Raw genomic sequence first — 12,796 nt, forward strand, 5'->3', positions numbered from 1 at the left:
AGCTTGTGAACGACCTCGTAACGCCGAAGTTACGTAGCTGCTGTTGCAATCCCCAAGTCGCCCATGTCTACTATTGAGAAACGATGATTCCTATCAGTAGTCGGGAGTTGGCATGACGAAGCCCACCACACTTGCGGAGTTGGCCGCCCAGGCGGGAACCAAGTTCATCCTCGCGCTCTTCGTCGACCTGAACGGCAAGCCGTGCGCGAAGCTGGTGCCAGTCGAAGCGGTCGACGAACTCGCCACCGACGGAGTCGGGTTCGCCGGCTACGCGGTCGGCGCGATCGGCCAGGAACCGAAAGACCCCGATCTGGTCGCCATGCCCGATCCTGCGTCGTTCACACCGATCCCCTTCGTCAAAGAGGGCCTGGCCCTCGTCCATTGCGATCCGCACGTGAACGGTGAGCCGTGGCCGTTCGCGCCGCGCAACATCCTCAAGGCCATGATCCAGCAGGCCGCCGACGCCGGATTCGAACCGTGGATCGGCGCCGAGGTCGAGTACTTCCTACTCAAGCGGGACGCCGACGGCGCATTGGTGCCTGCGGACGACCAGGACACCGCGGCCCAACCGTGTTACGACGCCCGCAGTGTCACCCGGATGTACGACCACCTGTCGTCGATCAGCACCGCGATCAACGGTCTGGGCTGGGGCAACTATGCCAACGATCACGAGGACGGGTCCGGCCAGTTCGAACAGAACTTCAATTACGCCGAGGCGCTGACCACCTGTGACCGCGTCATCACCCTGCGTTACCTGCTCAACGTGATGGCCGCTGAGCGGGGCATGATCGCCACGTTCATGCCGAAGCCGTTCGCGAACAAGACCGGATCCGGCCTGCACATGCACATGTCACTCACCAGTGGCGGCGCCCCGGTGTTCCCGACCGAGCCCCACGAGGACGACCGCGGCCTCGCGATGTCCGCGACGGCGTACTCGTTCATCGCCGGCATCCTCGATCACGCGTGCGCCATGCAGGCGGTGATCGCGCCAACGGTCAACTCCTACAAGCGAACCGGCGCCATCTCGACGGCGTCGGGCGCCTCATGGGCGCCGCGCTTTCCGACCTATGGCGGCAACGACCGCACCCACTACGTGCGCGTCCCGGACAGCAGTCGCATCGAAATGCGCGGCGCCGACGGTTCGGCCAACCCGTACCTGGCGGCGGCCGTCGCACTCGCCGCCGGACTGGACGGCATCAAGCGGGCTGCTGACCCCGGCGCCCTGGGCACGGGACCGAAACAGGAACGCCTCCCCGCCACGCTGTTGCACGCCATCGAACGGCTGGAGACCGACGAGGTGATGACCGGCGCCCTGGATGCCGCCATCCCGCCCAACACCGATATCCCCAGTGTCGCCGCCTATTTCGCCCGTCTGAAGAAGACCGAGTTCTGGGACTGGCATTCCGCGGTCGGCGCCTGGGAACACGAGCGCTACCTCACCGCTTTCTGAGCACTGCAGCAAAACCGCTGTCGGCCAACAACATCGGGCCGCGACGAGAAAGGACCAGTACAACCATGTGCGGAATCGTCGGGTTGCACCTGCGCAACCCCGAGCTCTATCCCAGGCTGGGTGAACTGTTGGCCGGCATGCTGACCGCCATGGAGGCGCGCGGCGCCGACTCCGCCGGCATCGCCGTGTATGGCGACCCCGAGTGGTCACCGCCGGGACAGAGCACCATCTCGCTGATCGAAGTCGGCGAGTCCCCCGAACAGGTCGCGGAAGCACTCGGCGCCCGCCTGAGCGCCGAAATCACGGTCATCGCGCGCGATGTGACCTATCTGGTGTCGGCGTCCACGACGCCCGAGGCACTGCTCGCCGCGGCCAAGGCGGTGTACCCGCACGCTCTCGTCGGCGGATTCGGCACCGATGTGGCGGTGCTCAAGGGCGTCGGCACGCCCACGTCGCTGGTCGAGAACTGGGGCTTGGCCGGCGCACAGGGCTGGCAGGGCGTCGGCCATACCCGGATGGCCACCGAATCGGCGGTGACGCCCAGCGGCGCACATCCGTATGCGGTGGGCCCGGATCAGTGTCTGGTGCACAACGGTTCGTTCGCCAACCACGCCGGCATCCGACGTAACCTACGCGCGGCCGGTGTCGAATTCGATTCCGAGAACGACACCGAGGTCGGTGCCCGCTTCGTGGCCCACGAGCTGGCGGCGGGATCCGACGTCGAGCAGGCCCTGACCGATCTGACGACAACATTCGACGGCTTCTACACCCTGCTGGTCTCCAACAGCGACAGCTTCGCCATCGTCCGCGACGCCATCGCGTGCAAACCGGCGGTCATCGCCGAGACCACGGACTGGGTGGCCATGGCATCGGAGTTCCGCGCCCTGGCGCACCTGCCGGGGATCGAGGACGCCCGCATCTGGGAGCCCGAACCCGAAGTGGTCTACGCCTGGAGCCGAGAGGCGGTGCCGGCATGAGCGACGCGCCAACGACTTTCGACCTGTCGACGGTGAGTCTGCGTGACGTCAATGCGGCCCTGCACGCCGACGGCATCGACGGCCAGTTCGTCATCACCAATCCCCAAGGCGCGCACAACGTGGCCGTCGGAGTCAACTCGCCGGTCGAGATCACGGTGCACGGCCACGTCGGCTACTACGCCGCCGGCATGAACCAGAAGGCCGAGATCACCGTCAACGGCAACGCCGGACAAGGTCTGGCGGAGAACATGATGAGCGGTGTCGTCCATGTCACCGGCGACGCATCGCAATCGGCGGGCGCCACGGGGCGCGGCGGACTGCTCGTCATCGACGGCAACGCCGCCGCCCGGTGTGGCATCTCGCTGAAAGGGCTGGACATCGTCATCGGAGGCTCAGTGGGCCACATGAGCGCCTTCATGGCACAGAAGGGCCGCATCGTCATCCGCGGTGACGCCGGCGACGCCCTCGGCGACTCGATCTACGAGGCCCGGCTGTACGTCCGAGGCGAAGTGAAATCCCTTGGTGCGGACTGCATCGAGAAACCGATGGAGGCCGAACACCTCGAGGAGCTCGCGGGCCTGCTCAAGGCGGCGGGCTACGACGACGACCCGGCCACGTACCGGCGCTACGGCTCGGCCCGCAACCTCTATCACTTCCAAGCACACAACTCCTACTGATTGGAGGCCAGCTCATGACCTTCTCGGCAGACGACCGCGCCAACCGCGGTCTACGCGAGTCCGCCACCTTCGACCGCACGACCATCGCCGCCATCCACCGGGCGGCGGAGACCGGCATCTACGACATCCGCGGCTGGGGCGCCAAGCGCGCACTCCCCCATTTCGACGACCTCCTCTTCCTCGGCGCGTCGATGTCGCGCTACCCTCTGGAGGGCTACCGCGAGAAGTGCGGCACCGATGTGGTGTTGGGCGCACGGAACGCCAAATACCCACTGCACCTGGATATCCCGGTCACCATCGCCGGCATGTCGTTCGGGGCGCTGTCCGGCCGCGCCAAGGAGGCGCTCGGACGCGGCGCCTCAGAAGTGGGTACGTCGACCACCACGGGAGACGGCGGCATGACGCCCGAGGAACGTGGCCACTCCAAACACCTTGTCTACCAATACCTGCCGAACCGGTACGGAATGAACCCGGACGACCTACGCCGCGCCGACGCCATCGAGGTGGTACTCGGCCAGGGCGCCAAGCCCGGTGGTGGCGGAATGCTGCTGGGCCAGAAGGTCTCCGAACGGGTCGCCGGGATGCGCGACCTGCCACAGGGCATCGACCAGCGCTCGGCGTCGCGGCACCCCGACTGGACCGGCCCTGACGACCTGACCATCAAGATCAACGAGCTCCGTGAGATCACCGATTGGGAGAAGCCGATCTACGTCAAGGTCGGCGCATCGCGCACGTACTACGACGTCAAACTCGCGGTCCACGCCGGCGCCGACGTCGTCGTGGTCGACGGCATGCAGGGCGGCACCGCGGCCACCCAAGAGGTGTTCATCGAGCACGTCGGCATCCCCACCCTGGCCGCAGTACCGCAAGCCGTGCAGGCCCTGCAGGAACTCGGCGTACACCGCAAGCCCGACGGCGTGCAATTGATCGTGTCCGGCGGCATCCGCACCGGCGCCGACGTCGCGAAAGCACTGGCGCTGGGAGCCGACGCCGTCGCGATCGGCACCGCTGCATTGATCGCGCTCGGCGACAACCACCCGAAGTACGAGGCCGAGTACGCCCAACTCGGCTCGGCAGCAGGGTTTTTCGACGACTTCCAGGACGGCCAGGACCCAGCAGGCATCACCACGCAGGATCCGGTGTTGCAGCAGGCGCTGGACCCGGTCGACGGCGGCCGCCGCGTCGCCAACTACCTGCGCGTCTTGACGATGGAGGCACAGACCATCGCACGCGCCTGCGGCAAGGCACACGTCACGCACCTGGAGCCTGAGGACATGGTTGCCGTGTCCATCGAAGCCGCCGCCATGGCGCGGGTGCCGTTGGCCGGCACGTCGTGGATCCCGGGCCACTCCGCGGCAGGTGGTTTCTGATGGCGTCGAAAGCCGTGATCATCGGTGGCGGCCTCATCGGACTGTCCATCGCACACTCCCTGACTCAGCGCGGGCTCACGGATATCCTTGTCCTGGAACGGCATCAGCTGGCCAGCGGCGGCACCGGAAAATCATCGGGCATCGTCCGCGCCCACTACGGTGTGCCGTCGATCGCCGCGATGGCCTGGCGCAGCCTGCCGGTGATCGAACAGCTGGGAGACGCCGTCGGCTTCCGCCAGGTCGGCTACACCGTGCTCGTCGGTGACGAGAACGTCGACGCCCTGAGCGCGAACACGGCCATGCATCAATCGCTCGGCGTCGAGGTCGAACTGATCGACACCGACACCCTGCAGAAACTGTGGCCGATGCTCGAAACCTCCGATGTGGCACTGGCTTCCTACGAACCACGCGGCGGATTCGCCGACGCCACCCAGCTGGCACTGCACTTCGGGCAGGCAGCCCGGGCGGCGGGGGCCAGGATCCGGCAGAACACGCCCGTCGCCCGCGTCGTGACAGCCGGCGACAAGGTCACCGGGGTCATGCTGGAGAACGGTGACCTCATCGACGCCGATCTGGTGATCGTGGCCAACGGCTGGTGGTCGGCAAAGTTGTTGGCCGCCATGGGCATCGACTTTCCCATCGAGGCGTATCGATCGGAACTGCTGATCGTCGACGCCGGCACACCGCTGCCGGACCTGCCGGTGATCTCCGACTTGATCAGCCTGCAGTACTGCCGCGTCGAAGGCTCCGGCCAGTTTCTGGTCGGCAACAGCGACCACGCCGACTTCCAGAAGAAGTTCGTCGACCCGGACAACTACTCGAATGTCGCGGCGGAGGCATCCGTCCTGGCCTACGGCGAAAAGGTGATGCACCGGTTCCCCGGCTTCCCCGAGCCGGCGGTGACCCACACCTACGCCGGCGTGTATGACGTTCCGCCGGACTGGAATCCGGTGATCGCGCCGGTCGGTGGGGTCGACGGGTTGATCCTGGCGGCCGGGTTCGCCGGTCACGGATTCAAGATCAGCCCCGCGGTCGGTGAGCTGGTCGCGGATCTGGTATTCGAGGGCGACAGCACCGATCCGGATATCCCGGCCACGGACTTCCGGCTGGAACGGTTCGCCGAAGGCAAGCCGCTCAACAGCCTGCACCCGTACGCCGGTGCGGGCGAGATGCGCTGATCACGTCACCCTGAATCTCTCTGCCAAGAAGGATCTTTCATGCCTGACACCGTCACCTCGTTGCTTGCCGAGATCGCCGGCACCGGCGTCGACAACCAGCGCGGCGGCTACACCCGGCCCGTCTATTCGACCGCCGAGCTCGACCTGCGGTCGTGGTTCGTCGCGCACGCGGCAAAGCGCGGCCTGGACATCGAGACCGACCGCAACGGGATCATCTGGGCCTGGTCGGGCGGAGTCGGCGACGACGCCGTCGTCACCGGCAGTCACCTGGATTCCGTGCCCGGCGGCGGCGCCTACGACGGGCCGCTCGGGGTGGCGTCGGCGTTGGTCGCTTTCGATCTACTGGCCGCCCGCGGTGTCGGCGGGCGGCGGGCCATCGCGGTGTTCCCCGAGGAGGAGGGCTCACGTTTCGGGGTCGCGTGCCTGGGCTCGCGGCTGCTGACCGGAGCGATCGACCCGGACCGGGCCCGATCACTGACCGACAGCAGCGGAACCACATTCGCCGAGGCAAGTCGTTGTGCCGGAATCGATCCCGCTCATCTGGGGCCCGATCCAGACATGGTGCGGCGGATCGGGACGTTCGTGGAACTCCATGTCGAACAGGGCCGCGGGCTGATCGATCTGGGCAGGCCGGTGGCTGTCGCGTCGTCCATCCTCGGCCACGGCCGGTGGCGGTTGTCCTTCACCGGTGCGGGCAACCACGCCGGCACCACGCTCATGACGGACCGGGCCGATCCCATGGTGGCCGCCGCCCGGCTGATCACCGCCGTCCAGTCACAGGCGCGGGCCATCAGCGGCGCACGCGCCACCGTCGGCCGGATCGTCCCGGTGCCCGGCGGCACCAACGTCATCGCCTCGCGTGTGGATCTCTGGCTGGACGTACGTCACCCCGAGGACGCGGTGACCAAGTTCCTGGTGCACGAGATCGCGGAGGCCGCCAATGCCGCTGCCGCCGGCGAGGGCTGTGGTGTCACGATGACCGAGGAATCATTCAGCGCCACCGTCGATTTCGATTCGTCGTTGCGTGACGGGCTGAGCGCTACGCTCGATGACGCGCCGATACTGGGCACCGGCGCGGGGCATGATGCCGGAGTCTTGAAGGATCACGTGCCCACCGCAATGTTGTTCGTGCGCAACCCCACCGGCGTCTCCCACGCGCCGTCCGAAGCGGTCGAGAACGCGGATGCCGAAGCCGGCTCGGTCGCTCTGGCCGACAGCCTGCAGCACCTCATCGAGGCCCAGTCGGCCCGTACCGACCCCGACGCGCGTCGTCTACTGACAGTGGACGTTGATGCGTTACGGTTGACAAGTGGAGAACGACGAAACGCTACTTCGCAATGCGGGCACCACCCGTAACCGACGGCCCGACGACAAGGTCGAAGAACTCGAGCTCGAGGTCGCCATCGCGCGCAATGTTCGTCAGCTGCGCCACAATTCGGGTCTGTCGGTCGGAGAGATGGCCGCCCGCATCGGCATCTCCAAGGCCATGCTGTCCAAGGTCGAGAATGCCCAGACGTCCTGCTCGCTGAGCACCCTCGCGCTGCTGTCCAAAGGTTTCGACGTACCGGTGACCTACCTGTTCCGCGGCGCCGACACCGAACGGCCCGCGTCGTTCGTCAAAGCCGGCAAGGGCACCCCGATCGTCCGCAGCGGCTCGCAGGCCGGCCACGAATACGAACTACTGGGTGGGCTCCGCGGCGAGCACAAACGCCTGGAATGCCTGATGGTGACGCTCAACGAGGACAGTGAGGTCTATCCACTGTTCCAGCATCCCGGGACCGAATTCATCTACATGCTCGACGGCGTCATGGACTACGGCCACGGCCGGTCCGAGTATCGACTCGAGCCCGGCGACTCACTGCAGTTCGACGGTGAGGGCGTCCACGGGCCCACCCGGCTCATCCGTCTGCCGATCCGTTTTGTGTCGGTCATCGCATTCCCCGACGGCGCGATATAGGTAACAGGCCCAGAGCCCGCGATCGGACTGCCCGTTGCCCCGCGGCCCTTTAGGGTTGGCGACATGACAGGGGGCCTACTACCCGTCGGACAGACCAGGGTGCAGCCGGTTTTTGCCGACGTCGACACCGGCGTAGACGACGCGATGGCACTGGCCTACCTGCTGGCCAGCGCCGACGCCGAACTGGTGGGCATCGCGTCCACCGCGGGCAACGTCCCGGTCGACCAGGTATGCGTCAACAATCTGGGGCTGCTGCAGTTGTGCGGCGTCGGCCCCATCCCGGTGTCCAGGGGCTCGAGCGTCCCGCTGGTCGCGCCGTTGCGCACCGCCGAGGACACACACGGCCCGCAGGGACTCGGTTATGCGGAACTGCCCGAGCCCGACGCCGAGTCCGAAATCGGCGGCGTGCTCACCGACTACGACGCCGCCGAGGCCTGGATCCAGGCCGCACGCGAGTACCCCGGCGAGTTGATCGGTCTCGTCACCGGCCCGCTGACCAACTTCGCGCTGGCGCTGCGGCAGGAGCCGTCGCTCCCCCGGCTGCTGCGACGCCTGGTGATCATGGGCGGCGCCTTCGACTACCGGGGCAACACCACGCCGGTGTCCGAATGGAACATCAGCGTCGACCCGGAGGCCGCCGCCGAGGTGTTCTCGGTGTGGGGCGCGGCGTGGGGTCTGGAGGACCCCACGCATCTGCCAATAGTGCTGGGGCTCAACCTGACCGAGAACGTCGCGATGACACCGTCGCTGTTGAGCCGGCTGGCTACCGCAGCGGGTGGACCGTCGTCGCCGATGAGTGTGCTGGACGATCGCGGGACACGGTCGACGTCATCCAACCCGCTGATCCGGGTGCTGGAAGACGCCATGCGGTTCTACTTCGAGTTCCATTTCGACCAGGGCGAGGGCTACCTGGCGCACCTGCACGACCCGCTCGCGGCGGCGGTGGCGCTCGACCCGGACATCGTCCGGTACCAGCAGGCGACGGTCGACGTGGAACTGCTGGGCACGTTGACGCGCGGCATGACGGTCGCCGACTGGCGCGGACACTGGGGACGCCAGCCCAATGCCCACATCGGCATCGAGGTCGACCCGGTGGCGTTCTTCGATCGGTTCATCGAGCGCGTCGGGGCCTTCGCATCCAAGTTGTGAGGGGTGTTCCGACGACTCCGCGAGCAGGCGCAAAACTGTCTTTTCCGAACGGAATTCGACAGTTTTGCGTTCCCCCGCAAGCGGGAGGTGCCCCCAGCTCGCGGCGGGAGCTCAGTCGTCGGTGACGGTGATCTTGACGTCGATGTTGCCGCGGGTGGCGTTGGAGTAGGGGCAGACCTGGTGGGCCTTGTCCGCCAGCTCCTGCGCAGCGTCGTGCTCCAGGTTGGGCAGGGTGATCTCCAGCTCGACCGCCAGGCCGAATCCGCCGTTGTCCAGCTGGCCGAGCGAAACCCGAGCTCCCACAGACGAATCGGTGACATCAGCCTTGGCTTCGCGGGCCACCAGGCGCAGCGCCGAGTGGTAGCAGGCGGCGTAGCCGATGGCGAAAAGCTGCTCGGGGTTGGTGCCGTTGCCGCTGCCACCCATCTCCTTCGGGATGGCCAGATCCAGGTCCAGCTTGCCGTCGGAAGTGCGGCCGTGGCCGTCGCGACCTTCGCCGGTGGCCAGGGCTTCTGCGGTGTACAGCGTCTTCATGTCGATCTCCTTGTGGTGGTTGGTGCCAGTGACGCGGGTTGCGTCGGTAAATCAGTGCGATGCGGTGAGCGCATCGGTCAATCGGTGAATCGCGTCGCGCAGATCCGCGGCTTCCTGCTCGGTGATGCCGGTCTGGGCGCCCAGCTTCTCGGGGATGCACTGGGCCTTTCCCTCGAGCTTGCGGCCGGCCGGGGTGAGGGTCACCTCGACCTGGCGCTCGTCCTGCAACGACCGTTCACGACGGATGAATCCATTGGCTTCCAACCGTTTCAGTAGCGGTGAGAGAGTGCCCGAATCCAGCTGCAGCCGCTCACCCAGGCGCCCGACCGTGACCCGATCCTCTTCCCACAGCACCAGCAGCACGAGGTACTGCGGGTAGGTGAGGTTCAGCTCGGCCAGGATCGGCCGGTAGGCCGCTGTCATCGCCCGCGACGCCGAGTACAAGGCGAAGCAGAGCTGACGGTCCAAGGTGAGTGCGTCCACACGAAGAACTGTAGCCCACAATTCAGTTGTGCACAACCATAATTTTGTCGTGCTGCCGGCAGGCCTCGAAGATGTCGCTGGTTCGGGTACTTCCGGCGGTGCCACAGTCCGCCCATCCCCGAGGGGTGCTACGGCGAATGTGCAGTTTCGGACGGTGAATCTGCGAAATGTCGAACGAAACCTGCACATTCGTCATAGGAAGCGATGGGGCAACCATTGGGTGCCGCCCCGCCCAGGAACTCCACGGTTCGAACTACAGCGCCGGCCTATTCATAAACCCCCTCCACATACCACCGCCGCTGTCGATAGCAGAGGAGCAGCGCACGGCTCTCCCCTTCATCTCCGAGCAGCACCTGAACCCGGGCCGTGCGGCCCTTCCCCCGCTCCGGATCCCACCAGCGTTCGTCGACCGGCCACGGCCCCGCCCACCAGCGCAACGCCCCGCGGTAACCCGAACCCGTCAGCCCCACCGGATCGGTGGAGAACATGCCCCGGTCCGTCACCCGAACCGAATCACCGCGTACGTCAACAAGTTCCACCGGGTCATCCAGCAGGACCACCGGAGCCGGCTCCGGCAGGCGCCCGGGCCACGGCTGGGTCGGATCATTCAACGGCACCACCTCATCACCCAGCGGCGTGAGTGTGATGCGCTCGGCGGGCCCCCGTCCACCACTGAGCACCGGCACCTGCACCGCCTCCGGCCCGAGCAGACCCTGGACCCGCACCAGCGCCCGCCGGGCGCGCATCCGGTCGTCATCTCCGGAAGATCCCCACAACGGCAACTGCAATGCCGCGGCCGAGACGACCTCGACCGGATGCAGCCGCAACACCGTGATGGGTCCGGTGGGCCCGGCGCCGCCCAGTCCCCGCCTGGTCAGCCAACCGTCCAGCTGCCACCGCACCCGGTCCGCGGTGGCATCCTCGGTCAGCGGCTCGGCACACCGCCAAACCCGTTGCAGTTCCTCACCGTTGGCGGTCACCGCATCGATGGCCAGCCGAGTGCACCCCACCCCGGCGGACTCCAGGCTGCGGTGCAACTGGCTTGCCAGCGAGCGTCCGGCGAATGCCGCCGCGTCCACCCGGTCGATCGGCGGGTCGCAGTCCATCACGGCGTCGAGGTCCGCCGGCGTCTCCGGTCCCGACGGGCGGCGCGCCGGTTCACCCCGCGAAAACCGGTGCGCGACCACGGCATCGGTACCGAACCGGGACGCCACGTCGGTCCGGGACAACGCGGCGAACTGCCCAATGGTTCGGATACCCATGCGCCACAACAAGTCCGCCAGTTCTTCCCGGCCCTCACCGGACAGGCTCGGTTCGGTGGCCAACTGCCGGATGGACAATTCTGCGAGAAACTGCGCATCCTCACCCGGCGCGAGGATGCGCCCCGCCCGGGCCGCGAAGACCGCCGTGGGCAGCTGGTCGGCGATGCCCACCTGGCATTCGACCCCGGCCGCACCCACCGCGTCGACCAATCGTTCAGCCGCGGTCTGCTCCGACCCGAAATACCGGGCCGCGCCACGCACCGGCAATACCAGCAGCCCCGGCCGCAGGACCTCTGCGCGCGGCACGACCTCGTCGACCGCAGCCGTCACCCCCTCGAAATGACGGGCATCCCGCGCCGGATCGGCGGTGGCGACGTGCAATTGCGGACAGCGTGCCTGAGCTTCCCTGCGCCGCAACCCCCTTCGGACGCCCGATGCCCGCGCCGACGCCGAACAGGCCGCCACCCGGTTCGCCAGAGTGACCGCCACCGGTTCGGTCACCGGCAGCCCGGCCGCCACCGCCGCCGCCACCGCGGGCCAGTCCATGCACCAGATGGCCAACACCCGGGACATCTCAGCCACCCACCGCTCGCAGCGGACGCATCGAGCGGCCGCGGGCCCGCGTGTCCAGCCGCACCCGGCCGATCCGCCCGCACCCCGGCACCGGGTCCCCGTCGCCCGCTCCGACCACCTCGTACCCGCGGACCCTGGCCTCCAGCCGGGCCGTCGCCCCGGGCCAGTCGCCGTCGGTGACCAGCAGGGTGCACTCGCGCTGCCGGGCCCGGGACGCCACCACCCGCGCCCGGCCGGCCGGAACGGACTTGCCACCCAGCCCGAGCAGCACCAGGTCGAGCCCGTCCATGAGCACCGCGGCCACCTCCACCGGGTCCGGCCCCGGGTCCGGGATGAGCGCGATGCGTTCCAGGTCGGCCCCCATCTCCACCGCGGCCAGCAGCCCGACCTTGGGCTGACCGACGATGGCCGCATACCCACCGGCCGCCGTCACCGCGGCCACCATTCGCAACGGCAGCGAGCGGGCCCCCGAGAGCACCGCGACCGTGCCGCGGGGCAACACGTCAGGCAGCAGCTCAGACTGCAGATCCGACGGTTCCAGCAAACTTTCGGCAACCTTCGGGGCAGGCTCGGACCGTCCCCGGTCCCGGCCGCGCAAACCCGCGGGTCCCGACATCTCGGCGATCTTGCGCCGGAGTTGTTCCAGCTGGTCAGCGCGGTCAATCTGGCTATTCGCCAGACTGGTCACAGCCGCCACAACAACACCTCCCGCACCATCAGACACTGTCAATATTCGAATATTTGTTCGATATCGTGAGTAAACACCCACCCACCGACACGGTCAAGCCGCCGGTGACCCACAACACCGCCATCGCAGCGTTCTGACCTGTACGCTCATAACTGGAATAGGTCCGGAAATCCCGCTCGGGGCTTGGTGGACCGCTGCGCTAGTGGAAGGGCATGCATCATGCGTTCGAATCGTCTGGTCCACCGCGTCGCCGCCGCAGCGGGAGGCACCGCACTCATCGCGATGATCGGCCTCACCGCCGGCTGCGGCGAGGAGAAGAAGACCCCCGAGGCGCCGTCGACCACCACCACGACCACGACCACATCGGCGGTCACCCCGACCGAGAAGTCGCTCAGCCCGAACGGCGGCAACCTGTTCACCCCGTCGGTCACCGCCAACCCGGCGCCCACCGCCACACCGGGCACGCACCGCAACTGACAACCAACCCGGGTTGCCTAC

At 67.5% G+C, this 12,796-nt stretch carries 13 protein-coding genes; 9 read left to right on the plus strand and 4 right to left on the minus strand.

Going from position 1 to position 12,796, the window contains the following annotated elements; all coding sequences use genetic code 11:
• Positions 1-112: 112 nt before the first annotated feature.
• From glnT to ACJH6J_RS20565, 8 genes are all read left to right on the plus strand, one after another.
• Positions 113-1,450 carry a type III glutamate--ammonia ligase gene (gene glnT, locus ACJH6J_RS20530; protein WP_212806807.1) on the plus strand — a complete coding sequence of 446 codons (1,338 nt, stop codon included), beginning with the start codon at positions 113-115 and terminating at the stop codon, positions 1,448-1,450.
• Positions 1,451-1,515: 65 nt separating this feature from the next.
• On the plus strand, positions 1,516-2,427 hold the full coding sequence (locus tag ACJH6J_RS20535; RefSeq protein ID WP_212806808.1) for a glutamine amidotransferase: 912 nt from the start codon (positions 1,516-1,518) through the stop codon (positions 2,425-2,427).
• The gene (locus ACJH6J_RS20540) at positions 2,424-3,104 is read left to right on the plus strand and encodes a protein glxC (protein WP_212806809.1); all 681 of its coding nucleotides are present in this window, start codon (positions 2,424-2,426) and stop codon (positions 3,102-3,104) included. Before ACJH6J_RS20535 ends, ACJH6J_RS20540 begins: the two co-directional genes overlap by 4 nt.
• Positions 3,105-3,118: 14 nt before the next feature.
• Positions 3,119-4,474, plus strand: a complete 1,356-nt coding sequence (locus ACJH6J_RS20545; protein ID WP_212806810.1) for an FMN-binding glutamate synthase family protein — start codon at positions 3,119-3,121, stop codon at positions 4,472-4,474.
• Complete coding sequence (locus ACJH6J_RS20550; RefSeq protein WP_212806811.1) at positions 4,474-5,652, plus strand: FAD-binding oxidoreductase; 1,179 nt, start codon at positions 4,474-4,476, stop codon at positions 5,650-5,652. The genes ACJH6J_RS20545 and ACJH6J_RS20550 overlap by 1 nt, the downstream gene beginning before the upstream one ends.
• Before the next feature lie 39 nt (positions 5,653-5,691).
• Positions 5,692-7,008, plus strand: coding sequence for an allantoate amidohydrolase (locus ACJH6J_RS20555; protein WP_212806812.1), 1,317 nt, complete (start codon positions 5,692-5,694; stop codon positions 7,006-7,008).
• Positions 6,962-7,609, plus strand: coding sequence for an XRE family transcriptional regulator (locus ACJH6J_RS20560; protein ID WP_212806813.1), 648 nt, complete (start codon positions 6,962-6,964; stop codon positions 7,607-7,609). The genes ACJH6J_RS20555 and ACJH6J_RS20560 overlap by 47 nt, the downstream gene beginning before the upstream one ends.
• A gap of 63 nt (positions 7,610-7,672) precedes the next feature.
• Positions 7,673-8,758 carry a nucleoside hydrolase gene (locus ACJH6J_RS20565; protein ID WP_305798813.1) on the plus strand — a complete coding sequence of 362 codons (1,086 nt, stop codon included), beginning with the start codon at positions 7,673-7,675 and terminating at the stop codon, positions 8,756-8,758.
• A 111-nt stretch (positions 8,759-8,869) separates the two neighbouring features.
• Here the strand turns inward: ACJH6J_RS20565 and ACJH6J_RS20570 are convergent, their stop codons facing one another.
• From ACJH6J_RS20570 to ACJH6J_RS20585, 4 genes are all read right to left on the minus strand, one after another.
• A complete protein-coding gene (locus tag ACJH6J_RS20570) occupies positions 8,870-9,292 on the minus strand; it encodes an organic hydroperoxide resistance protein (protein ID WP_020102468.1) in 423 nt (140 codons plus the stop codon).
• 51 nt (positions 9,293-9,343) lie between these two features.
• On the minus strand, positions 9,344-9,775 hold the full coding sequence (locus ACJH6J_RS20575; RefSeq protein ID WP_212806814.1) for a MarR family winged helix-turn-helix transcriptional regulator: 432 nt from the start codon (positions 9,773-9,775) through the stop codon (positions 9,344-9,346).
• A gap of 266 nt (positions 9,776-10,041) precedes the next feature.
• Positions 10,042-11,610: a DNA polymerase Y family protein gene (locus ACJH6J_RS20580; RefSeq protein ID WP_212806815.1), complete on the minus strand. Its 1,569-nt coding sequence runs from the start codon at positions 11,608-11,610 to the stop codon at positions 10,042-10,044.
• Position 11,611: 1 nt separating this feature from the next.
• Positions 11,612-12,307 (minus strand): hypothetical protein, encoded by a 696-nt coding sequence (locus ACJH6J_RS20585; RefSeq protein ID WP_212806816.1) that lies wholly within the window; start codon positions 12,305-12,307, stop codon positions 11,612-11,614.
• A 210-nt stretch (positions 12,308-12,517) separates the two neighbouring features.
• Between ACJH6J_RS20585 and ACJH6J_RS20590 the strand changes: the two genes are divergently transcribed.
• A complete protein-coding gene (locus ACJH6J_RS20590; RefSeq protein ID WP_212806817.1) occupies positions 12,518-12,775 on the plus strand; it encodes a hypothetical protein in 258 nt (85 codons plus the stop codon).
• Positions 12,776-12,796: the final 21 nt, after the last annotated feature.

This window comes from Mycobacterium sp. SMC-18 (assembly GCF_045310895.1).
GTDB lineage: Bacteria > Actinomycetota > Actinomycetes > Mycobacteriales > Mycobacteriaceae > Mycobacterium.

What these genes read in the sequence shown, in the direction of transcription:
- ACJH6J_RS20570 (WP_020102468.1), bottom strand. Translation starts at nt 9,292, where the DNA reads ATGAAGACGCTGTACACCGCAGAAGCCCTGGCCACCGGCGAAGGTCGC.
- ACJH6J_RS20535 (WP_212806808.1), top strand. Translation starts at nt 1,516, where the DNA reads ATGTGCGGAATCGTCGGGTTGCACCTGCGCAACCCCGAGCTCTATCCC.
- ACJH6J_RS20550 (WP_212806811.1), top strand. Translation starts at nt 4,474, where the DNA reads ATGGCGTCGAAAGCCGTGATCATCGGTGGCGGCCTCATCGGACTGTCC.
- ACJH6J_RS20580 (WP_212806815.1), bottom strand. Translation starts at nt 11,610, where the DNA reads ATGTCCCGGGTGTTGGCCATCTGGTGCATGGACTGGCCCGCGGTGGCG.
- ACJH6J_RS20590 (WP_212806817.1), top strand. Translation starts at nt 12,518, where the DNA reads ATGCGTTCGAATCGTCTGGTCCACCGCGTCGCCGCCGCAGCGGGAGGC.
- ACJH6J_RS20555 (WP_212806812.1), top strand. Translation starts at nt 5,692, where the DNA reads ATGCCTGACACCGTCACCTCGTTGCTTGCCGAGATCGCCGGCACCGGC.
- ACJH6J_RS20565 (WP_305798813.1), top strand. Translation starts at nt 7,673, where the DNA reads ATGACAGGGGGCCTACTACCCGTCGGACAGACCAGGGTGCAGCCGGTT.
- ACJH6J_RS20540 (WP_212806809.1), top strand. Translation starts at nt 2,424, where the DNA reads ATGAGCGACGCGCCAACGACTTTCGACCTGTCGACGGTGAGTCTGCGT.
- glnT (WP_212806807.1), top strand. Translation starts at nt 113, where the DNA reads ATGACGAAGCCCACCACACTTGCGGAGTTGGCCGCCCAGGCGGGAACC.
- ACJH6J_RS20545 (WP_212806810.1), top strand. Translation starts at nt 3,119, where the DNA reads ATGACCTTCTCGGCAGACGACCGCGCCAACCGCGGTCTACGCGAGTCC.